Origin of the sequence: Vibrio sp. L3-7 (assembly GCF_963898195.1) — a bacterium.
GTDB classification, from domain to species: domain Bacteria; phylum Pseudomonadota; class Gammaproteobacteria; order Enterobacterales; family Vibrionaceae; genus Vibrio; species Vibrio echinoideorum.
The window spans coordinates 44780-66964 of the sequence record NZ_CAWQUW010000010.1; the positions used below are offsets into that span (position 1 = coordinate 44780).

General features: G+C 47.7%; 24 protein-coding genes and 1 pseudogene. 2 read left to right on the forward strand and 23 right to left on the reverse strand.

Annotation, left to right across the window (positions count from 1 at the left end; translation table 11 throughout):
* Positions 1–25: 25 nt before the first annotated feature.
* The 4 genes from AACW75_RS09190 to AACW75_RS09205 are packed head-to-tail and all read right to left on the reverse strand — an operon-like array spanning position 26 to position 2281.
* A complete protein-coding gene (locus AACW75_RS09190) occupies positions 26–418 on the reverse strand; it encodes an integrating conjugative element protein (protein WP_237297739.1) in 393 nt (130 codons plus the stop codon).
* Positions 415–933: a hypothetical protein gene (locus AACW75_RS09195; protein ID WP_237297740.1), complete on the reverse strand. Its 519-nt coding sequence runs from the start codon at positions 931–933 to the stop codon at positions 415–417. The genes AACW75_RS09190 and AACW75_RS09195 overlap by 4 nt, the downstream gene beginning before the upstream one ends.
* Entirely contained in the window at positions 909–1610 is a 702-nt protein-coding gene (locus AACW75_RS09200; RefSeq protein WP_237297741.1) for a TIGR03759 family integrating conjugative element protein, read from the reverse strand. Before AACW75_RS09200 ends, AACW75_RS09195 begins: the two co-directional genes overlap by 25 nt.
* 2 nt (positions 1611–1612) lie before the next feature.
* Positions 1613–2281, reverse strand: a complete 669-nt coding sequence (locus AACW75_RS09205) for a hypothetical protein (RefSeq protein WP_237297742.1) — start codon at positions 2279–2281, stop codon at positions 1613–1615.
* Positions 2282–2499: 218 nt separating this feature from the next.
* On the opposite strand from AACW75_RS09205, the gene AACW75_RS09210 reads away from it, so the two are divergent.
* Positions 2500–3081 carry a DUF2913 family protein gene (locus AACW75_RS09210; protein ID WP_237297743.1) on the forward strand — a complete coding sequence of 194 codons (582 nt, stop codon included), beginning with the start codon at positions 2500–2502 and terminating at the stop codon, positions 3079–3081.
* Between the two features lie 605 nt (positions 3082–3686).
* Here AACW75_RS09210 and AACW75_RS09215 read toward each other — a convergent pair.
* The 16 genes and pseudogenes from AACW75_RS09215 to AACW75_RS09290 all read right to left on the reverse strand — a co-directional run.
* On the reverse strand, positions 3687–4382 hold the full coding sequence (locus AACW75_RS09215; protein WP_237297784.1) for an endonuclease: 696 nt from the start codon (positions 4380–4382) through the stop codon (positions 3687–3689).
* A 234-nt stretch (positions 4383–4616) separates the two neighbouring features.
* Positions 4617–5591, reverse strand: coding sequence for a trypsin-like serine protease (locus tag AACW75_RS09220; protein WP_237297744.1), 975 nt, complete (start codon positions 5589–5591; stop codon positions 4617–4619).
* A 157-nt stretch (positions 5592–5748) separates the two neighbouring features.
* Positions 5749–6180, reverse strand: coding sequence for a hypothetical protein (locus AACW75_RS09225; RefSeq protein WP_237297745.1), 432 nt, complete (start codon positions 6178–6180; stop codon positions 5749–5751).
* A 17-nt stretch (positions 6181–6197) separates the two neighbouring features.
* On the reverse strand, positions 6198–7160 hold the full coding sequence (locus AACW75_RS09230; RefSeq protein ID WP_237297746.1) for a type II secretion system protein: 963 nt from the start codon (positions 7158–7160) through the stop codon (positions 6198–6200).
* Entirely contained in the window at positions 7153–7356 is a 204-nt protein-coding gene (locus tag AACW75_RS09235; protein WP_237297747.1) for a hypothetical protein, read from the reverse strand. The genes AACW75_RS09230 and AACW75_RS09235 overlap by 8 nt, the downstream gene beginning before the upstream one ends.
* Positions 7357–7428: 72 nt before the next feature.
* Positions 7429–7929 (reverse strand): hypothetical protein, encoded by a 501-nt coding sequence (locus AACW75_RS09240; RefSeq protein ID WP_237297748.1) that lies wholly within the window; start codon positions 7927–7929, stop codon positions 7429–7431.
* 9 nt (positions 7930–7938) lie between these two features.
* Entirely contained in the window at positions 7939–8433 is a 495-nt protein-coding gene (locus AACW75_RS09245; protein ID WP_102479402.1) for a hypothetical protein, read from the reverse strand.
* Positions 8434–8444: 11 nt separating this feature from the next.
* Positions 8445–9437 carry a type II secretion system F family protein gene (locus tag AACW75_RS09250; RefSeq protein WP_237297749.1) on the reverse strand — a complete coding sequence of 331 codons (993 nt, stop codon included), beginning with the start codon at positions 9435–9437 and terminating at the stop codon, positions 8445–8447.
* Positions 9421–11106, reverse strand: a complete 1686-nt coding sequence (locus tag AACW75_RS09255) for a GspE/PulE family protein (RefSeq protein WP_339385032.1) — start codon at positions 11104–11106, stop codon at positions 9421–9423. Before AACW75_RS09255 ends, AACW75_RS09250 begins: the two co-directional genes overlap by 17 nt.
* Positions 11106–11798, reverse strand: coding sequence for a hypothetical protein (locus AACW75_RS09260; RefSeq protein WP_237297750.1), 693 nt, complete (start codon positions 11796–11798; stop codon positions 11106–11108). The genes AACW75_RS09255 and AACW75_RS09260 overlap by 1 nt, the downstream gene beginning before the upstream one ends.
* Before the next feature lies 1 nt (position 11799).
* Entirely contained in the window at positions 11800–12984 is a 1185-nt protein-coding gene (locus AACW75_RS09265; RefSeq protein WP_237297751.1) for a hypothetical protein, read from the reverse strand.
* Positions 12981–14501, reverse strand: a complete 1521-nt coding sequence (locus AACW75_RS09270) for a type II secretion system protein GspD (RefSeq protein ID WP_237297752.1) — start codon at positions 14499–14501, stop codon at positions 12981–12983. Before AACW75_RS09270 ends, AACW75_RS09265 begins: the two co-directional genes overlap by 4 nt.
* The gene (gene pilL2 / locus AACW75_RS09275) at positions 14498–15787 is read right to left on the reverse strand and encodes a PFGI-1 class ICE element type IV pilus protein PilL2 (RefSeq protein WP_237297753.1); all 1290 of its coding nucleotides are present in this window, start codon (positions 15785–15787) and stop codon (positions 14498–14500) included. Before pilL2 ends, AACW75_RS09270 begins: the two co-directional genes overlap by 4 nt.
* 242 nt (positions 15788–16029) lie before the next feature.
* Complete coding sequence (locus tag AACW75_RS09280) at positions 16030–16440, reverse strand: hypothetical protein (protein ID WP_237297754.1); 411 nt, start codon at positions 16438–16440, stop codon at positions 16030–16032.
* Between the two features lie 442 nt (positions 16441–16882).
* The gene (locus tag AACW75_RS09285) at positions 16883–17026 is read right to left on the reverse strand and encodes a hypothetical protein (RefSeq protein WP_237297755.1); all 144 of its coding nucleotides are present in this window, start codon (positions 17024–17026) and stop codon (positions 16883–16885) included.
* A gap of 2 nt (positions 17027–17028) precedes the next feature.
* Positions 17029–17535: pseudogene (locus AACW75_RS09290) on the reverse strand (IS6 family transposase); the annotation flags it as partial.
* Positions 17536–17807: 272 nt separating this feature from the next.
* On the opposite strand from AACW75_RS09290, the gene AACW75_RS09295 reads away from it, so the two are divergent.
* Positions 17808–18212 carry a hypothetical protein gene (locus AACW75_RS09295; protein WP_171763016.1) on the forward strand — a complete coding sequence of 135 codons (405 nt, stop codon included), beginning with the start codon at positions 17808–17810 and terminating at the stop codon, positions 18210–18212.
* 57 nt (positions 18213–18269) lie between these two features.
* Here the strand turns inward: AACW75_RS09295 and AACW75_RS09300 are convergent.
* The 3 genes from AACW75_RS09300 to AACW75_RS09310 all read right to left on the reverse strand — a co-directional run bounded on the left by AACW75_RS09300 (position 18270) and on the right by AACW75_RS09310 (position 22123).
* A protein-coding gene (locus AACW75_RS09300) for an IS5 family transposase (protein ID WP_237297756.1) occupies positions 18270–19030 on the reverse strand; the annotation gives its coding sequence in 2 pieces (ribosomal slippage) (positions 18270–18796 and positions 18796–19030; 762 coding nt in all).
* Positions 19031–20302: 1272 nt separating this feature from the next.
* The gene (locus AACW75_RS09305) at positions 20303–21439 is read right to left on the reverse strand and encodes an ISAs1 family transposase (RefSeq protein ID WP_237297757.1); all 1137 of its coding nucleotides are present in this window, start codon (positions 21437–21439) and stop codon (positions 20303–20305) included.
* A 66-nt stretch (positions 21440–21505) separates the two neighbouring features.
* Positions 21506–22123 carry a hypothetical protein gene (locus tag AACW75_RS09310; protein ID WP_237297758.1) on the reverse strand — a complete coding sequence of 206 codons (618 nt, stop codon included), beginning with the start codon at positions 22121–22123 and terminating at the stop codon, positions 21506–21508.
* Positions 22124–22185 lie beyond the last annotated feature (62 nt).

Genomic DNA, 22185 nt, shown 5'->3' on the forward strand with positions numbered 1-22185 from the left:
TCCTCATTAAAAGTCGTGAATGTGATTATTGTTTGAGCTCACCGCGCTCGATGAGTACCGGGTAGTGGCGAAGGCCAAAAGCGGCGGCAAAGTCACGGCCTGCCACAGGGTAGAGTGTTAAGTTATAGCGCTTAAACCGCTGCCACCCCGCCTTCGTCTGCACATTGACGACCATCCCCATGGCGCCAATGCTCGCTAGATAGTCCCGCTTCGTACTGAGCCAGCGATGGGATAAAGCGTCATCCCCAACGATGAACAGAGGCGTGCTCACAGTTTGATTGAGCGTGCGTCGTTCCACCTTGCCAGGGGTTAACTGCGGCGTACTCACCGGCACCATCCCTTGCAATAAATCCGCGGCCGACAAGGCATGACTGCTGAGCAGAAAGAGTAGAGGGATGAGTGTTAATCGGCGATTCATGACGAGGGACTCCATTGTTGTAAGTGACGGGCAAAGGTGGCTTCATAGCGCCGAGCCGGCTCGCCCCCGCCTGGCCTATGAAAATATCCGGCCGCTTTTACCCAACTGCCGTGTTTACGCATGCCTTCGTTGAGTAAGACAGCGGCGTGATTGAGATTCACCGTAGGGTCGAAGACCTCACACGGGCGGTTAAAGTGGTCTTTTTGCCAGCGCCAGTTTTGCTGCGTGAGGCCAATATCCACCATCTGTGTGTATTTCAAAAAGCCATGCAGCGCCTGGCAAGCTTCAGGGTATGTCGCGTAGAAATAGGATTGACCTTTGACATTAAGCGTCCAAGGCCAAGGGCGAACCGCGCCGCTTTGCAACTGGGTTTTGCTTTCACCGAGCGCCAAGGAGTACAGCACGCTCGCAGGAATACCGTGCTGAGCGGCGACCTTCTGATACAACGGCGGAATGGCCGCCGGAGCGCCAAAACACCACAAGCTCATCATTAAGGCAACGCCACGACCGACCATTGGCCTTCCCCTTGCTCTGAAATGGCCACGGGCACAGTTTTGCCTTTAGCCAGGGTCATCCATAAAGCGCGTGTGTCGTGATTTAACGTTATCCACTGTTTCTCGACATCACCGTGGCGAACCCCGGCGACCGAGGCCCACGCTTGCAACGCTTTGTCATCACCTCCGAGCATGTATACGTCCACGGCCACACCATGAGAGCGCCATTGCTTAAGTGCATCGACGCAGGTGTCGCACTTGGCGCGAACAAACAGGGCGACGCGCTCTGGCAATCGTGGCCCTATCGGCTTCAAGTTAGGATAGAGCCGCGCCCACGCGGCGCGATACGCCACTTCCAGCGCCAACAAGCCATCGGTACGCTCTTTATCAAACGCGACCAAACGCTCAGCCAAACGCGCACGCTCTGCATCACTGCGCGCAAACTGAGCTAAGACCTCTAGGGGGCTTGCCTCTTGCATGTCATAGGTGAGTGGGCTTTGCATTAATTGCTCATAGCGCGCCCAGTCCGCTTGACTTAACTGCCAATATTGAGCGTCTTGCGAGACGCTCAGCGAGCGGGATTGGTTATGTTCAATGTTGGTTTGTGATGCTTGATTGCGCTCAAGCTCTGTGGCCCCTACCCAGAAAATCGGTAGTAAGGCGCACATTGCCCATAAGATGGAAATCTTCATCTTCATCCTTACCCCTCCCCGACCGTTAACGTTGTACGTTGGCCTTTATAAAGCGCCTCGATGTGGTGGTCATTAACGGCGGTGATTTTCCAGCCGAGATAATGTTGACCTGCTTGAAGGGCGGATAACTCTGCCAGTGTGCTGGCACCAGGCTTACCGACAATCGCCAGTTGGGTATGGCCCCGCGTTTGCACATCAAATAAGACAAAAGGCGCGGTAATGGTCGGCGTTTTTACTGTGGGCTTAACGACAGGTTTGGCACGCACGGGGGTCGCATGTTTTGTTGTGGATTGACGAGAGAGGCGTTGAAGTTTTGTTTCCAATACTTCTAGTTTTTTGCTGTCTAAGCCCAATTCATCCAAACGAGCGCCTTGATTGGATTGCGTGTTCATGAGCTCGGTGATTTCACCCTGTTGCTCATCGATGCGCTGGGTTAACCCATCAAGCGCGAATTGCAATGAGTTCAGCGCCTCAATGCGCGCTTGACGCTCCTTGTCGCGGCTTTCATTCATCGCCAACACCAAACTTTGATGCAGTGCGTCCAATCGCGAGTCAAAGCTTTCCTGTTGAACCGGTGAGAAAACCTGCTGATAGGCGAACAGGCAAGCGGCGCTTAAAATAAGGCTCCACAGGCTAAACAGTAGCCCTCTAAGTAACGTTTTGAGAGTGAATTTCACACCTCGCTCCTACGGTTGTCAGTGATGGGACGACCGTAGCAAAAACACCCAAGGAAAATCTTGATTAAAAATACATTGGTGGATGTATTTCTAACGAGTATTATTTTTTAAAACTATGCTATCATTATTGGTTTTTTTAATTTAAAGCGAGCAGCCTCAATTGATTTGGGCTCTTTTCTGGTAAACTCTTGCTTTAATTGAACAGATAAAATGACTGTATGAGCCGAAACCTGAAACACTATCAAGCCCTTGATGCACTCGCGACCCACGCGCTGCTTGCCCTCTATTGCACCATGAGTAAGCAAGGCGGGTTCTGGACCGTGAAAAGAAGAAATGAACGACTCGTGAAATTCATCAAACCAAAAGTCAAACAGCCTCAGTTTTCAACGTGTAAACCTGAAATCAAAACCATGCTCAGCATTGGCCGCAGTCCCATCGGCAACCTTGAGCAAAAGTTGTGGGATGTGAACCGTCTGAACCTTGAGTACCAAGCTAAGTTTTCACAGGCGGATGAACTCTACATCATGCTGAGTGGTCTATTTGAACAGCATCAATTCCCCTCGATGCTGGAAGACATAGAAAAAGATCTTGAAAGGGATACGCTCTATATGAAAGAGAAAGGCATTGAAAATGGGTTTGATGAAGACAATAACCAAATCAAACCACTGGCTATGACGGTTAAAACCGAACGATTAAAAGCGCTTATTGAAGCGGTGCAAGCTAACGGCATTTATCGCGTGGAAGTCGACCATGTGGATGAACATGAAGTGATTCATCTTTTACTACACAGAAAGGGATAATAAGCAGTTCAGCGTAGAATTTGGGATGCTATGACTCTTTTTTGCCTTGAGTATAACGGTGTTTGACTAAACACCCATTTTCAATCTTCACCGACAGCTTACCAACATGACAACGAACGCCATAACTGGTGTGCCTAAGTAAATCATCAAGGGATTGCGCTTCCTCGATGCGAAATTTGGGTTTCCCCATGAATCGTTTGAGATTGGCATTCATTAAGCTTGGTTTCGTGATTGGCATCATTAACTGTGGGTTATTCGAGGGTGATGCATAATATACGGTGTCAGACTCATAAGCATCAAATCCCTGTAAAGGTGCTCGCTAAAACCTCTTCCATATTCGCTAAAATTTCTAATACAATGAATCCAGAAGTAATGAATGTCAGGGTATAAAGAGGAAGAACTTGTGTCTTAGCGAGCGAAGCTACTCTGTATCATCCGATTTTTGAAAAGGCCCTTCTGAAAATCGCCTTCTTGTAAGGACTCTATGCCGTCCTACGGGCTGCGCCCTACCTGCACAGCAGATAACATACGAAAATGCTTTGCCTATTTTCCTATGCTATCTACTTTGAATTCGTAAGAATGTTTTCACGCTCATGTCGAGAAGATTAGTTACAACGTTCCTTTAAGATAGTATTCACGTTACCTTGAATATTTTCGATGCGTTTGGCGCGTTGACATTCCCAGGAACTCACAGGGAATTGTTTATCCCACGCGGTCATTAGCTGAAGTTGCTGCTTACTCATATTGTATCGAGGGTAAGCCTCTTCCATATAAAGGTACGTTCGAGCAATACGGCCACGAGCATTCACTGGTGGCTCCGCTTTTTTGTCATCAATTTTCATTGCACACGAACCAAAATCCGACGATTCGTCGGGTAGCATGGTGAAATTGTAATTGCTGCGCATTGCATTAACAGAACCAATAGCAGGAAATAGATTATACAAATCAGATTGCATGAGTCTGTATTCTTTATTAGCCTTGTTCGCGCAGCGGCGGCCTTTATAAGCCTGCCCTTTACTGTTGACGCACGACGTATCACCTTCACGCCATTCTACAAAGGTACGCCCAAAGTTTTCTGCTGGAACGACGTGCTCCCATTCTACTTTTTTAGCGCGCTTGACGTACTTATCGGACTGAAACCCGGACGGTGGTGTGATGATTTTTTTATCGTCAAAGCGAGCATTGCAATACAATGTCTCCCTATGGTCAAAATAAACCTTTTGCTCTAACAGCTTTTTGGCCTTACTGAATGATTCAATCTGATCATTCCCAGCAAACACGTACATAGGGGTTAACAACATTGCTGTAATAAGAACTCTCTTCACACTTATCTCCTACGTTTGAATTTTATTAGTTTTCCTTGGTTTGAATATAAATCCCACGACTCTCCCTCGTGATACAACAAATACCCGCGATGCTGCGTTTTTCTGAGCTGCCGTATGGCTTGACGGTAAGTGGTGCGTATTACGCGCCAATCATTACCATCGAGCATTTCCAATATAACAGGGTCGTTAATTTTGTAATCCATATCAGACCTATCTCTTTTTTAAACGCCCGAAGACAGCTAATCCAAGTAGAGAGAAAACGCCGAGAGAGCCACCACTACCGCCAGAACTTGGTGTCGTTGTTGGAGGGGGTACGGGAGTCGGTGTCACAGGGTTGATATCAATCACTTCATTGGTGGTTAGATGCAGTTGACCAGAGCCGCTCACATCGAGCTCATACGTACAGGTATCGAAAGCATCAATCGCAGGCAATGTTTGGCATGTACCGCCAGTGATCGTTACATCACCAACGACATAAGCGGCATCCACCACGGAATTTTGGTGTAAAGACTGAACCTTAATCGTTTGAGTGCCCGTTTCTTTGAGAATCGTTGGATAATGCCAGCCATTGAACTGCTCTAAAAGGAAGTCTTTGGCGTAGTGAAGGTCTGTGCCGTATGATAATCGACTGTGGCTAAAGCTACGATTTATAGCTACAACGTTGTTTCTATGCATCCATATACCGCCGCTGTCGCCTTGAATTAGGTCGCCCGATATTGCGGTTGATTCAAAACCTGTCGATGCTAAAGAAGATAATTTACCTATAATAAGTTCAGCATACGCTAATGGGTTATACCCTCCAAAACCATACGCTTTAATAGAATCTCCAATAGCTACGGTCTGTGTGTTCAAATTGGCAAAATAATGAATATTTTGGGTCTCAGGTATTTGAGGTAGCGTCCATACAGATACATCGTATTGAGAACCAGAGCTTGAATACAAATAATTAGGGTGGTCATCCCGACGGCTCGCGTCCATCGCTACCCCGTTAGCAAACGTGATTCCTGTTAATTCGGTGCAATGCGCAGCGGTTAATATTTGATTCCCACCGACCACCATCCCTGTACAGTTGTTTTTAACCATGTCATCAAAATCATTTTGCCAGTCCACATTAGTGCCATTAGTAATAGCAAAAACGGGGCTAGATAAGAGAGATAGGGTAAGTGCGAGCGGTGTTTTTTTCATGACCACATTCCTTTTATTCGTAGGCTTTTATTATAACAACGTAACACCTTAATTATCTGATTAATCATATTTTCTATCTATGATCTTTTGTTCTGATATCGTCTTTTTTATGATCGATAGTTATATGAAGCAAGAGGCGCACACCTCTTGCTTTTTATTATTGAGTCTGCCAACAGATGGCTTTTGCTGAAACCGCGCAGCCTCCACAACTCGCTCGTCCAGATTTTAAACGCCAATACCCTCCAGATTGATAGACGTGCGCATCCGTTCCTTTTAAACCACGACCATAATACCCGCTGACTTTACTCAAAGCACATGCCCAACCATTCGTTGACTTAAGTGTTTTGGTAATAACAGTGGTCGTCTCCCCCCCAGTCGAATACTCCACCACTTGACCTAGATTCGATCCCCCGACGTTCGGCTCTAACGGGCTACTATGCCTAGCAATATAGTCAGCGTTGCGAGCCAAATCCTCCGCTCGGTCTTGAGCGTCTGCTTGATACACGTCATCTAATGTGACTTTTGCTATACTAGGTAACGTGAAACACACCATCGTCATTCCGATGATGACCGATTTGAATTTTCTCATATCATTTCCTTTTCGTTTTAACGACAAGAAGCGGTTAGTAGCACTTCGCCGCTGGTGATTACGGCCTCTTGGCCGGTACTGTTTACCTTGACGCTGATCGACATCCCAACGCGCCATTGCGTTGCCGTTTGCGACAAGATGTAAGGTTTCAACCCTCCAAGGAGAGTGTAATGACGGGTATCGACGTCAACACTTGAAATGGACAGGTTTGCCTGCACGGTTTGCCCGCTAATACATTGAGGTTTGTCTACCCATTCACCGTGCCTTGCAGTGGTCGATTCTGAAAGTTTTGAACTCACTGGTATTTGCGATCCATCATTGGCTCTAAGCGTGACATCCTTGGCATTGGTAATACCGTGTGCTCCGCCTACATCCCAATCCTCTGTTAATGTGGCGCTTCCATCGCGCATGACAATGTTTTCGTACATCAGTGCTAACGTCGCTTGACGCAAGGTAATGTGGATATCATTACCTGCACGCTCAGCTCCTGGAATGTCAATCAACACATTTGAGTAACGTGTCCACTCTTTCGGATCTGAAGCCAGTTCAGAAAGAGGAATGCGAATGACTAAATGCTCGTTAAATGCCGGTATGTGCGTAAGGTCGGTGTAAAAGTAAGTACTCAGACGCGAATGGCTCCACGGCACATAATCTGGCAACTTACATTCACTGTTGAGTTCTTGGTCAATCGTGCAACTGCCCCAGTATTGTTCGGGGTAGTCGTTCATGAGGTTATCCAACGTTGCTGGCCAACTCGCTTTACTGGTCGCATCGACACCTTCTTCGGTGATTTTGTAGTATTGATATTGATGAATGCGCTCTATCAGTCCTCTTATGTGCTCACTGTAAGCTTTCGCTTTCTTGTCAGTTTGGTAGTCGTTATAAAATGGTAAGGCTGCTATAAAAATAATCAGACTGAGTACGAGCGTAAGGATGAACTCGACGAGCCCCACGCCGCGTTGTTTGAAGGCACTATTCATCAGCGAAGCTCTCCGTCGTAATGGCAGGTACTACGGTTATTGCATCAATATAGGATGGAGACATTACAGCGGGTGGCTGTTCAGTAATGAGATTGATGAACAATTTCTGATTTATGCCAACACTCACACCGGTCAGTAGACCGATCCCCCAACCTAACAAAAAATACAGTCCCATTTTGGTCTTTTGGTTCATCATTGGCCTCGTTTTAAATAAGAGCGTTTTCATTTTATTGTTCATCATTCATTCCTTTATTCGACAAGCCTATCTTTACCAAGCAAAACACGCCGTAGCTGGGTCAAACTCCATGCGTGACACATCGGTGGGTCCTTTAACGACTTCAAGTATCTTTAAAGTTCGACCTTGAAATTGCCAGCTGCCTATCACAGTTTGAGCCAGTTCGTTAAGGCGAGTCGCCTCCTGACTGGAGTGCGCTGTCAACGTGAGGTGCTTACCTATCACGCGGCCGCTGTTACGGCTCGCCTGATAGGCAATATCGAGCGCCCAAGGGCTGTTATCCCGGATGCTCGCATCCAACCACCCCTCACTGACCAGCGTATTGATGTTGTCGTCAATCGGTACGTGCAGACAGCCAGTGCGCTCGGTTTCGCTGCGTATCTGCTCATCCATCGCTTGCATGACCGCTGATGTTGTTCGCTTAAATAACGCTTTTTCGCGCGCGCCGTGGTAAGCCAGCAATAACCCGCTCACTACGCCTAACATGGCCAAGGTGCGCAGCGTACTGGCTAGTGTGAGGGAGGTAAGATTCATATCGGCTCCTTACAGTGTCACAGTGATGACGTTGCCAGAGACGGCTAAGGTCGCGCAGCTGGCGGCGCTGTTACAGTTACCGGCACTCAATTTGGCCAGCGTATCGGCCAAATCATCGATGTATTGCGTATCGATGTTGGTGATGCCCACCTTCACGCGCTGCATGTTCGCGCTATCGACCGTCAAGGTGTAATTCCCGCCATATTCATTGGTGCCAACGCCATCACGCGTATCACCACAAATCGTGGAGGACACCGCATTGCGGGTGGCACTGCACACTTTGCTCATGCCAGTACCACTGTGATTGACGCTTTTGACTTTCTCCGCGCCGGCTTTGATTTGCGTGACCGCCGAGACGGTATTGGCTTGCGCCGACCAAGCGGTCGCCATGTTGTAGAGTTTGACGATGCCAAGAAAGAGAAAAACGGCCAGGATGAGGTACATGATGAAATCAATCAGGCTGATACCACGTTGTTGGTTTGGGTTTGAACGAATGCGTTTCATGTTGTGTTTCCTTAGAGTTGTATCGAGATAAAAAGGGATGCCATGGCGCTGCCCACAAGGGCGGCGAGCAGCAAGATACCCAAAACTAAAATGACTTTTGGGACAATGAGTTTCAGCGTGGCCATTTTTTTCGATAAATGGCGGAGGTGTTGTTCGGCGCTTTTTTCCAGCAAGGTCGAAAGCGGTGCGATATCCCCCATTACGTTCAGGTTGACCTGGGCGTCACGGAGCAAAAGACCGGTATCGAGCGCGCGCCCTGGATTGGTTTCGGTTTCAAGCTGGCGCTGCATTTGGTTGAGGTGAGACTTCAAATAGCGAGACGAATACGCGTCCACCTCCGTCATGGCGGCTTTGAGACTCATGCCCGCTTGTGACAGATTGGCGAGCGTGGACAAAAGGTTGCCCGCCACCGCCATGCGATAGTCGCAAAATGGCCAGATGTTATCGGCCATATCGCGCCCTTGCCCTGTCCATATCGGCATGAGTAGCGCTTGAATAACAAACGAGCCAATGAAGAGGCTCAGCGCCACAAGCCCCGGCCCTGAAACCGTCTCTCGAACCTGACTGGCCATCGAGTGTTCAAGACCCGCAGTCGTAATGATTTCACCACTGATGTACACGCCCAAGACGCCCAATCCCAGCAAAGTCAGCAGTGGAAAGGCCATCATGAGTAATAGAGACTTCATCACGCCTTGACCGCCTTCGAGCTCTTTAATGGCAATGTCTAAGCCGCTTTTGAGCTGACCGTTTTGCTCAGCAATGGCGAGGGTTGACACCACGACGGGCGAGAGCCAGCCACTGAGCACATCGGTAAAGCGTTTGCCTTCCCCAGGCGCCTTTAGACCCGCCTTCCCAATTTTTTGCGTGCTCCCCGAGCCACTGCTTGCCAGCTTTTGGCAAAAATCCTTGGTGGTCATGCCGTACTGCGCGCAGGTACGCCACTGCTCAAGGAGGGCGGTTTGGTCTTTTTTGTCAAACAACCACTGTTCAAGAGACACCGACATGATTGACCTCCGTTTGGTCTGCGTTCGCCTGCTCATCCATCTCTTGACCGATTTGTTGATATAAAGATTGAGAGGACACCGGCATCAAGCCATCCACTTGCTCAGAGGCGGACGCAATGTCCACTTGACCAAGGGCGATACGATGAAGGGTATGGCGACGAATATCGGGCCAACCTTGCGTCTGCAGGTAACGACTCCAACCCAAATAGTCCTGCGCTTTGATGAACTCGCGGTCCGCATCTTCGATGGCGATAAGCTCCAACACCAACAAACGGCCACTTTCACCCGTTTGACGGCAATGCTCGCAGCCAGCAGGATGCTTTACGCGCACTTGATGATGCGCCTCGGGTAACAGCGTTGAAACTTGAGTCAACTTGGTTTGATAAGCGGCTTGCTCATCGTGATGGTCATAGACCGCTTTCGCTTCATCCAGGGTTAAGGCGCAGTGCGGACACAACTTTCGCACCAGCTTTTGATGGGTAAAGAGCTGCATCAATCCTGGCGCCGAAACAATGGAAGACGGGATGCCGAGCTGCTCAATAAAAATAGCCGGCACGCCAAGCGCACTATTGGCGTGCAAGGTTGAGAGAGCCAAACCACCCGTTTCGCCTTTGCGCGTAAACTCTTTGGTGGTGTCATGACTTCGAAGCTCACCAAACGAGGTGATGTCGATGTCTTGGCGAAGCTGCTCTAGGGCATAGAAGGTGTAGTCCAGGTATTGCCCCGAGCCATCGACCAACTCACGCTTGGGCTCAACCAAGGTTTTCGTGATGCCCGTTTGTTCAAACTCAATCGGGTCTTCGAGCGTATGGCAGCAACGCGCAACGCGGTCAACCGTGTCAAACAAGGCGTACACTAACGAGGTTTTGCCTGAGCCCATTGGGCCGGTGAGCACAATAATGCCTGAGCGGCGCTGCATTTTACTTTCCAGTAAATCACGTTGAGCAGGCAACAAATCCATATTGTCTAGCGTGAGAGGCTCACCAAGGGGCGTCAAACAACGCAGCACCAATTTGATGCCGTGACTGAGTGGCATCATCGCAACGCGCCACTCCACCATAATAGTGACGCGGTGACTTTCTCCCGTTTCATCCAACTTTGTGATAGAGCAAGGGAGTTCAAAGCGGTCATTGAGTGGCAGTCTGGGTGAATAGTTGGAGTTACCCAAACTGAAGATATACGCCGCCAAAGATTGCCCCACCGCGCGGTCAAGTCGCTCAGCGCTCTCCCCGCCGGCAAAGATTTTGAGCCTTTCACGGCGCCCATCCACGCGCAGCAAAATAGACGTACTGTTGCGGTGCACTTCAAGGTGAATATCAGAGGCTTTGACCTCCACCGCGGCTTGACATAGCTGCGTCAGTTTATCGCCATAAGCCGACTCCAGCGCCGCTTGCGTCTCTTGATTAAGTAGCGTGCGCGCCATATCTAGTAAGGTTTGCACACGCGTTTCATCGGTTAATTTCACCATCGGGGCACGAGCAAAAAAGCGCCCGCCACTGAGCGATTCCGTCTCTTGTACGTAACGGCGAATATCGGCGTGTTTTGGGCTGTCATAACAGTCCACCCAAATCACCCCCTCCTCATCCACAATGGTGTGGCCATCTTCGATGCACAGCTCAAGTAAGGTTTGGTCGTGCAATAAAGACAGGTCATGTCTGGATTCATTCATCAAAACCCCTCCATACGTAGAAAGCGATGCGCGCCGTTATCACGCAAACGAACGCCTTGCTCACTCACGCTGACAATCGACAAGGTTCCGACCACGGTGCCTTTTTGCACTTTATGCCAACGGCCATGCACGTTAATGCGGGCTTGCCACGCTCCGTTGTCGATTTGCACAAGGCTGCCCAACATCAAGCCGGCGGTTTGCACCTCCTTTGACGCTCTTGAAGACGTACTCACCACCGGGGTCACGCTGACGGGGGCGCCGATGAGGCTCAACTCGGTTTCCAGACTGTCCGGTTGCGAGCGTAAATTTTGCTCACGCACCTGCGCATCAAGCGTCGCCATGTTGAGCTCAGACAGCTTATTAAGGTACGTCTCAATATCGTCGCTAAGAGGTGGCAGGGGTGCGACCGACTCTGGCTCAAGATTGAGTTTGGCCATTTGCTGAGCTAAACCATCACTGACGGCCTCTACAGACTGCTCCAGAGCCATCGGCGCCTCTGCGGTTAATGTTGATAAAGACGTTGAAGCGGGCGCCTCACTACCCCACTCAATAGGGTTGTCTTGCTCGGTGTGCTCCGCGGGCGCACCCGCGTACTCGGACTCAACGTCAGGAAATAACGTGGTGTAGCCCATGGCTACGGCCGCCGCGCCCAACAGGGCGATGAGACCAATTTTGACTGGGGGAAGGGTCATATTAGAGACCTCCATATAAAGTGATGGAAAAAGAGAGTGACCAACGATGTGGGCTCACCGGTGTCAGCGTGAGCGCCTTCATCGAGAGTGGCATGACCGCAAACAGCGCCGCCAGGGTGTTAAGCTCTGAAGCGCTCACCCCTTGATGCGTCACCTCCCATGTTTTACTTTGCCAAGTGCTTGATGACTTCTCACTGCTTTGCTGCGCGATAAAACCCATGGTCACGAGCGCGTCTTGTAAGCGCTGGTCTGTCGGCTGCATCGGCATCACGTGTGACTGCCAGTAAGGCAGCCCAGACGCGAGGGGTAAACGCAGCGTGTGTTGGTCCCCATCGTTGCTCAAAAACAAAGAAAATGAGTCATGTTGACGCAACCATTGTTGCCACACACCAATAAGGCCATTAGGCTCACGCTCAATAGTGGCCGTCAGCTCTGAGCCTTGTTGAGTCAAGCCTTTGACTTTCCAACCAGGAGGCAGTAGAGCAAGATGGGTAGCGCTCAATAACGCCCCTTCCATGACCGTCTGTGCGCTGACCGTTTCATGCAGTACCAAGCGATACATTCCCCATGGCGGGAGCGTTTTTATTTCAGGCGATGCGCTCTCATGACTCACTTGAGCAGTCGCAGGCTCGTTAGACTCAGAGCGCTGAACATAAAGCGTTAAAGCGACTATTGCGACGAGTAACACGCTCACTCCAATTATCACTCTGCGATTGTTTAAGGGTTGAGCGGGTGTCGTTAACCGGTACAGCTCCAGTAAGCTCAGCTCTTGGTCGCTTGGCGGCACTATGCGCTCATGGTTTTCACTCACGGACTCAGCTTGCAAAGATTCAACCAAGAAAATATATGAGGCGCCTGCGTTTGCTGCGCACAAGTGATAGTGCGTGTCAGTCCAGATTTGGCGCACCACACCCGCGTCAATCAAGGTCGCGTGCCACAGGTCTCCGATATTCTCGATAATGGTGACACTTTGCTCACCAGCCTCTTGCTCATGGAGCAGGCCGCGCGCGGTTAACACATCGAGCCACCACTCGCTGCGCGCCACGCCTTCACAATCACTGCCATACAGACAGACCCAGTCACCACGCTGCGACACGTACTGATAAGGCTGCTGGCTACGGCTTTTCAGGCGACGAATCGTCTTAGTTGCGTGACCGTGATGGGGAAGAGACAGTAATTCCATCATCCGTCCGCCCTCCGTGGAGTGAGGAGCACCAGCGTATCGACGCGCTGTTTCACCGCACTGTTACCGCCTAAAAAGGGGATGCCCAGGAAGGTACTTTCTTCTGTCGTGGTGTCGATTTGTGACACTGAGGCCACCACAATCGTTTGTCCGTATTTGAGCTTGTTGGCAAAATTGATTTTGGCTTCACGCATTTGTGGGAAGACCAAGGTTTCACCGCCCACCTCCTGCGTTTCCAGCGATTCAATTTTGGTTAACATGCCCGAAGTTCGAAGATAAACGTGGTCGCGCTGAATGTTCGGAACGACAATGAAATCCACCCCCTCACTGCGCTTACCGCGCTCGGTATCGGTGGTAATGACGCCCTCGTCACTGTCTGAGCTGATGTTTTCAACAAACTCGATGATGCGCTCTTGAGTGATGTGGTTGGTTTGATGGTTTTGCACCAATATCGTAATAGGCGTTTCCGTCGATACCTGCCCTTGCTGGTTCAGTGCATTTATCAAGGCCGTCGAGCCCGACCACTTGCCGCCGCCAGTAAACGCAAAGCCGGGACTTGATGAGCCAGAAACCAAATTGGTACCAGGAATGAAAAAGCTCAGGCTGTTGTCGCCGCCGATATCGCGAACAATATTCCAGTCAATCCCTCGGTCGTGGCCAAGATTGGAGCGAAACTCAAGCACTTGCACTTCTAAGGCCACTTGGCGCGTCAGCGATTGTTTCGACTGCGAAACGAACGCCACCACTTCACGCATACGCCCTGGCGTGGTGCGTACCACTAAGCGAGACAGGGACGGCACCGCTTGCACAGAGCCCACTAAGGATTCTTGTGCATCTCCCTCTCCGGTTAAATCCGGGTCGAGTTGCAGCAATGCTTTCACGCCCAGCGCCACCTCCCCAAACACATCCACATTGCTGCTCGACAAGGTGACGTATTGCCCGTCCACTTTCGCAGAGGCTTCCTCATCGTCTCCGCCTTCGCTGCTTTCACCGCTGCCAATCTGGTCACTGAGCATCCCTGGCGGCAATTCCAGTTCAAAGGTGCGCGACACAAAGCGTTCGACGTTCAAGGTGTCCCCTTTAGGGGTGAAGCCAACATTAAGCTGACGCTCAATATCATTGAGCAATACCGACAGTGAGCCGTCATGTTGAATACGCACGCGCGTATTCGGGCTCACGCTTGCCCCAAACCACGCTTGTTTATCAAGGGGTGACAACACATCGCTGAGCACCATGCTCAGTGGCAAGCCCGACGCAGGCGTGCTGACACGAACGGTCTTACTCAGATAGTCGGTATCGGTGCGGCGCTCTATCGGTATCAGGCTGGCCGGGGGCTGCTCAATGCGTTCGACTTTGAGAGACTCACGATGTCGGTGGCGCTCGATGTCACTGAGTACCGAGGCGGACTCATCATTGCGCTTGTCGTATTCATTGAGCCCAAGGGTTTCACACCCTGAGAGCGTTAAGAGCACGCCAATGAGACAGAAGGATTGAAAACCCGAGAGACGAAATAGGTTCATAATGGCGTCACCTCTTTGATGTAAATAGTTTTAGTCGCATCTAGGCGCTGCGCTTTGAGTGGATAGGGACCAAGCAACGTGGTCATGGCCATGCTGATGTCACCTTCTTTGGTGACCAATGGATAAGGCGTGAAGGTAAAGTCAGCCACAGGCCAAGACGATTTTTCATCCCAGCGCCAGCCATAATGCCCGGTGACCTGCTTAGTCGCCGCTTTCAATGTGTCACCTGAGACCATTAAGGTCGTCACGCGCTCGCCTTTCCACGGATGAAAAGCCAACAGCTTCGACGGTGTGTTTGAGTACAGCGTTAACGTATTGATAGGCTGATTAGAGGCCGCCAGCGCTTTCACGGCGCCAGACAACGAGCCCGTTCGAACAAAATCTTGCGTGGCCGCTTCATCCAAGGCAATCAAAAATGCCTCATCTTGAGCAAACGCTAAGGGTTGGTCGCCATGTTTGTAAGCCCAGCGGGTTAAGGCGCTGCGAAAGCTTTCTCCCGCGTGGACGCGATAAGTGGTGAGCGCTTTTTTCTTCACAGACGACTTAGACGGTGTCGATTTTACTTTTGAAGTTGACGAGGCTTTAACCTGCATATCGCTGGCGAAAAACGCATCATTGTCGTCCTCAAAGCTGGACCACACCTCTGATGAAGCGCTTTTAGACGCCAATGACTTTTTCAGTTGCGGGGTCATGACAACACTTGACGAGCCATGTTTTTTTGAATGAGAGGCAGAAGATATCGATACGGCTTCGTTCGCTTTCACTGTGCCCGCCAGAGGAGACATACCTTCTGAAAATCCAGTCACGGGTTTCGACGCCTGCCATTCGTATCCATACTTAAGTCGAAACCCCACATTGCGACGAACCACATCCTCTTCAAGCGAGAACGCTTGACCGCCAATGACTTGTAAGGCTTGTCGAAGGCTCATGTGCCCCATATCGGTATGACCCAAAGGCAAAGGTTGCGCATAGAGCTGCGTTTCGGCGTAAGATGTCGGGGTGCGCAGCGACACACCACTGCCTGACAATAAGAACTCAACGCCGTCTTTGATACTCATTTTACTCATCACAGGTAAGCGAGCTTCAATCGGCACGCCTAAGATGTCGGTCATTTGGTCTCCTGCAGAGCGCTCAATGACATAACGTGAGGTCTGCACGCTGCTGCCCGATAATTCGGGGGCGGTGCGAATATTTAGTGGGGGTGGCGGCGTCTCTACAGGCTCAGGCGGGGTTTGACACCCGGCCAACAAGCCTGCAAAAGACAACATGAGCCAGCGCGTTTGCATATCATTCTCCTGACAATAAAAGACCCCGACACGCTAACAAAAAGGCAAGAGGAAAATCTCGATTAGAAATACATTGGTGGATGTATTTTTAACGAGTATTTATTTTTTAAATTGTGATATAATTACTGGTTTTTTAACTGCTAAGCATTAAACCTCAAGTAGAGGTTTACATTTACAGTAGAAACAAAAACGCCAGCTTATCGCTGGCGTTTGATGTTAAAGCGTTAAGTCAATTCCCTTGTTCATTGATACAGACACTCTCCTTTATTGTTCATAAGACTGCCACACAATGAACAGTGACCTTGTTCATCCGGTAACACCTCCTCTTCTCGATATTTTTTGCAAGTCGGCCACTCAACCTCGTCGCTCTCAGGATTTTCAACCGAAAAGGTAAAACCCAACATGCTACGAAACCAGTCGGTTTGATGGACATCAACCTCATGGTTTTTCACCTGCAGCTTTAACTGCTCCAATTCTTGAAGGTGCGCACAGCACTCGTTATGAGAGTAAATCGAGAAGCCGAACTCTTTTGTCCACTTCACCACCGCTTCAACCACATCGATCGCAGCATCTTGCGCTGATTGACTTTCCGTTATTTTGGCCAGTGCCATGGTGCCTTCATCATCATACACATAGATAACCTGCATCAGCATTACCCTCCATAGTGGGGTTTTGCGCCCATTTCAGCGAAAAGTCCAAAGTTGGCTCTCAGGCCTTTAGTTACAATGGATTCCGAAGAGTAGTAGCGAATAAAAAGACTCCACAAAGGAGCTCACGGGCTTTAGAGGTACATTTAGTCGAAGAAGGATTGAAAAGAGAGGATGCAGAAATAGCTCTCGCATATATAGACGGAAGAACAAAGATTTTTTCTTTTTAGTACGTGAGCATGGCGAAGATGGCGAAGAGCTGTATAGAATAAACTGCATCAAGGATAAATGCCGATTTAAGTATAATTAATCTACCGAGACAGATAGATCTAGGTGTTCAAAGGTAAGGAATCTCAATGATTCCTTACCTGAACAATCGCGGTTTAACTCACTTCAAAATGAATGCCTGACTGACCCAACTCCTGCTCTACAATCTAAACACGGGTATTTAATGAACGCCTTCAGGCTGTTTTCGCAATTTCAGATACACTAATCCTACGAAAACCCTAAATTGACCGTAAGCGTCTGCGAACCGACTCATTGACTTTTTAATATCAACACAGATACCGCCAACCAAGGCGGTATCTGTCATTAGAGGCTCTTCACTTGCCGCAGCTCGACATCCGCTCGCAGTCGTCCCTCCTTCTTCAAGCGAGCAATCACATTGGCGTATGAGGAATGTTTGTCGGTGTTTAATATTTTAGGCTGATAGTCTACGTCGTAATATCTCAGGCAACGCCTAAGAAACTGATAAGTAGCTTCTTTATTACGTTTGTGGGAGAAATAGAAATCCAACGTCTCGCCTTGTTTATTGATAGCACGGTAAAGGTAGTGCCATTTCCCCTGCACTTTTACATAGGTTTCATCAAGCTGCCACGAAGAGTCTGTCCGGATAAATTGATGGCGACGTAACTTCTTACGTAATGTCGGGCCATATTAAATGAACCAACGATAAATGGTCGAACGATTAACCGAGATCCCCCGTTCTGCCAGCATGTCACTGAGGTTTGCATAACTCATCGGGCTCGAACCAGACAAGCGAAGGCACCAAAGGATGATCTCAGGGGCAAAGTGTTTCCATTTGAATTCGGGGTTGGTCATTGAATCGCTGGATTCGATGGGAAAGAAATGATTCTGAGCCCTGGCCTGATTTTTTGCAACAACACCGTATAAAGCACTTAGCCTCCATAGGGCAATCAAGTGTTGCGTTTCATCTGGAGGACGGGGAACTGAGTTATATAGCCCGTAGCATAATCTCTAATTAATGTGATCTCTAGCCCAATCACTTAATATGCACTTGATTGGATCATATGTTGTGCATTAAAAATGAACAGCTTTTTTAGCGCATACTAATAACGTCAAGGCTTAACAATATGAAATTAAAACAAATTATCGCTTTCAGTGCTCTGCTCATGGCTTCATCAGCTTTTGCTAATACCTCAACCTACGTTTATTGTGGGCTGCCTGATGGCAGTGATTGGGATTGGCTATTAGATGGCAATAACAATTATGAGACCATTGAGGGGCGGTGGGCACGTATCAATCAAGCGAATGGCACATACTTCAAGGTATTTCGAGTAAGCGAGGCTCTGTTCGATTCTAAAGCGTTTAGCTGCCCTGGGGGTTACGTCCCTCAGCCAGCAGATAGTGGTACTTCTCGCTGGGAAATATTTGAAGTCATTAGAGCTGATGGCACCAGTTATTTTATTGATGGCTATAAAACCTACTACAACTCCGGTACGAACTCAGCTGCGGATAATTTCCAGTTAAGAGTTTAAAGGCCGTATAGTCTAAGTAAAGCTAGGGCGTGTTGATCTTTGTTGTACATTTCGTGTTCAACAATACATCGGTAGCCACATTAACATGAATGCCAGCGATAACATGCTGGCATAATTCCTTTCTAGCTTGTCAAATCTACTTGAAATAGCTCGATAATGCTTAATTCTCCCAAAGGCATTTTCGACCAAGTGACGATACTTGTACAGACACCAATCCATACTATCTTTGTCTATATCTTGTCCGTAATTGCGTTTAGCAATTACCGTTTCTCCGCCACACTCCTTAACAAAAGTACGGAAAGGTTCGCTGTCATATCCTTTATCACAAACGATGGTATTAACTTCATCGAGTTGCTCAACTAAGCTTTCGGCATGCACTATATCGTGGCGTTGTCCCTCTGATAAATCAAAGCAAATCGGCAGGCCACCACTATCCACGGCTAAGTGAATTTTGGTTGAGTTGCCCCCGCGACTTTTGCCTATTTGCTCTGAGCTTTCAGTAGCTGCACCTGTACTATGCTGATGCGCTCTAACTATAGAGCCATCAAGAAATACCCATTCAAAATCAGCCATACTAGATAAGCTTTGAAAAGATTATCTAAAACCCCTTTCTTTGAGCAAAGATTAAATCGTCTGTAAACGGTACTCCACTCTCCGAACTCAGAGGGTAGATCCCTCCAAGGAATACCTGTTCTCATTCGATAAAGTATTCCTTCAAATGTCATTCGATGTTCAGTTTTATCGTAAATACGACTTGTATTTTTCATAACTTGGAGTGGCAGTTCCCAGCGAATATCAGTTAGCATTGTTCTTGGCATGGTATTGGTTATGGTTTTACTTTTGGCGAAGCAAATTATAACTCTTTACCATGCTGTTCAAAAAACACTCACGAAAGATCAACACGCCTTAGTAACTCTAGCATCGGAGGCTTCTTTTTCATTCACAATATGTAAAAGAACTGAGCTTGGATACGAAGGTACTGAAGGTTAAGCATTGATGCTTTACTAGGGTAAGCATGGCGGAACCTGTAAATTGTTACTTTTTGAATATCTATTCGAAACATACTTAATAGCAACTGAGATAAATGCTATTTTTCACCCAAAAAAGTAATATCAGGAGAGCTAATTAGAGTTTTATATCTAAGTAACTTTTGCCCAAAAATCAGTTAGTCTAGATTTTGTTCGATTGTCGATTATGTCTGCTAGAGGATGAATTGGAGCGTAGTAAATTTACTACGTTGAATCTTAGTCGTTGTTCAAATCTGCAGACTTTCGATGCAATGTTATGCGAATTTATACTGCAAATAGTATTGTAAGTCTTTGATGTTTGGTTCGAGTTATGCTGACTTATCCTGCAAGCATCAATTGCCAATGTGCCAACCATAATTTCTATACTTTGCTTTTCATCACCATAGTTAACTATTGCAGGAATCAAGCTATCGATTGAACCGTCATAATCACTAGCTAAGTCTTTTGAAATAAATTTTTTCGCATAATTATCTAGAATGTCGTTTGCATCCATACTCTTTTTTCCCTTGGGTGTAACGGTGTTTGACTAAATACCCATTTTCAACCTTCATAGAAAGTTTGCCTATGTGGCAACGAATGCCAAAACTTGTATGGTCAAGTAAGTCCTCAAGAGATTGCGCTTTCTCCATTCGCAATTTTGGGTGACGTAGGAACGCTTTGAAACGGACACTGCTTCGTTTTGCTTTAGTTATTGGCATCAACATCTGTGGGCTTATTCGTGGATGACACATAATAAACAGGCTCAAACTGATATGCATCAAGTTTAGTTGGAAAGTGCTCGCTAAAACCTCTCCCCCATTTGCTAAAATTTTCAAAGCCATGAATTCAGAAATAATGAATCTCAGGGGCGCTGGGAAACACTTATGCTCTAGCGAACGAACTCTGTTTTTGGAGTCGTTTGAGCAAGGTTTATGGAACCCACACTTTTCCTCGAAAAGTTCCTTCTGATTAAGACTCTATATCGTCTTACGGGCTACGCCCTACCAGCACAGCAGAGAGCATAAGAAAAAGCTTCACTTATTTCCTTATACTATCCACTCTAACTAAGAGCGAAGAGCACGGCTAGAGCATTTTAATTCCAGTCTTTAAAAGGACTGAGCGATATTCGTCATCAATAGCCGCTATCTTCTTTTTTCTTACCATGCTGATGCTTTTACTTGTGTCTTGTTTGAAAAGACTTAGTGCGATTTTCCTCAACACATTGAAAGCTAGGGCTCCAGTACCTCTACGGATACGCGACTCATCTTCTCTGAACGTTACATCTAACATCCAATGCATGCTTTCTACCTGCCAGTGGCTTCTTATTGCATCCAATGCCTGCTGCGCGTTGAGAGTTAATGAACTGATATACCATCGGGTTTCCTTCGATTGTTTACCACTCAATTTTTCTTCAACCGTAGCGGTCACTTTGATTACACTCTGTAAACCATCCCAACGATAACCTTTACCTAACCAATTTCTATCAACGATTAACTGCTCGCACAGACGAGTTTCAATGCGTCCATGACCAACACTGACTTCGCTGTACTCATCATACGTCTCTGAAGTCATGCCTTCTCGCATTGATTTATGCCACCAAGCTTCAAGCTCAGCTTTCATTCCTGAGTGATTGCCTTTTAAGGCTAGTACGTAATCCGCTTTACCTTTCACTATCTGTTTAGCGATGTCTTTTTGACATCCCATTGCGTCCAGCGTGATGATACAGTTCTCAATATCAAGCAGTGTGAGTAATCTTGGGATAGCGGATACCTCGTTGCTCTTCTCATCAACCACTACTTGGCCAAGAACTAGCTGATGCTGACTACTCCAAGCGCTGACCGCATGGAGTGGATTTCGCCTCTCACGTGTATCAAAAGAACGTCTAGCAGTTTTACCATCGATGGCAATGACATCACTCCCAGTAGACTCAATAAGACAACTCATCCAGCTTTGAAACGCGCTCTCAATTTCTTCTGGCTTAAGACGGCATATAACGCGAGCGATGGTGTCATGCCGTGGAATACCGTATTCGAAAGGGCGATAACGTCGGAGCCAATCTAGGCGATGAGAACCAAAATCCTCAATTTGCTCCCAGCCTTCCGCTCCTGATAGGACGGCACTAACGGCTAAAAAGATAATATCGAGAAGCTCATGTCGCTTACATCGATCAATACGTGGGTCTTCAATCGCTTCAAAATGTTGGAGAAAAGAGTCAGGCATACTTAAAACATTACAATAGAGAATTACTAACTGCTCTGATCACCCGTTTATTCAAAAGTTCCCATTTTATAATGATCTTACCGTGGAGCGAAGAGTAAGAAGTAAGCGATACTGCTTTGATAAATCCGAGTATTGAAGTATGTTTTCTCGTTTGATGTGTTTGTAATAGCACAATACAAGAAACTCAAATGGCGAGCGCCAATAAGAATGATAAGAAGCCTCGATATGAATAGGAAGATTTTTCAACTGCTCAATATTACAAAGTGGCCCCTGCTTAGCCAATAAAGGCGACGTCAGTATTAATGATTGACCATTATATTTAGGAAGCAGTTCAATTAATAATTCAAGCTCTCGATACGTGTCTCTTGTGAAAGGCTGAATTAAGCTCTGTAGATGGACATGGTATTGGTTGCTTCTGAATGACGGGGCAAGACGCAGCAAGGTTAACTCCTGAAGCTTAACCGTCACGCTGTAACAAAAACCTATCCATACAGAGAAAAAAAGAACGCTTCCATAGATATACCAAGGGAGATGAAGCGGCACTAACCATACAGCGATGACCAATAACATGACGATACTTTTGATACCCCAAATCAGATTTACCTTAGCTGATGGGGCATGTGAAAAGGTCAGTAGTCTATGTAGGAAAATGAAAAGTAAAAGTGTGTTGATAAAAAGTATCACAATATTATCCTATCAGGTTCAGTTTGACGGCAATAAGCCACGCTTGTTGGGGCACGATGAAG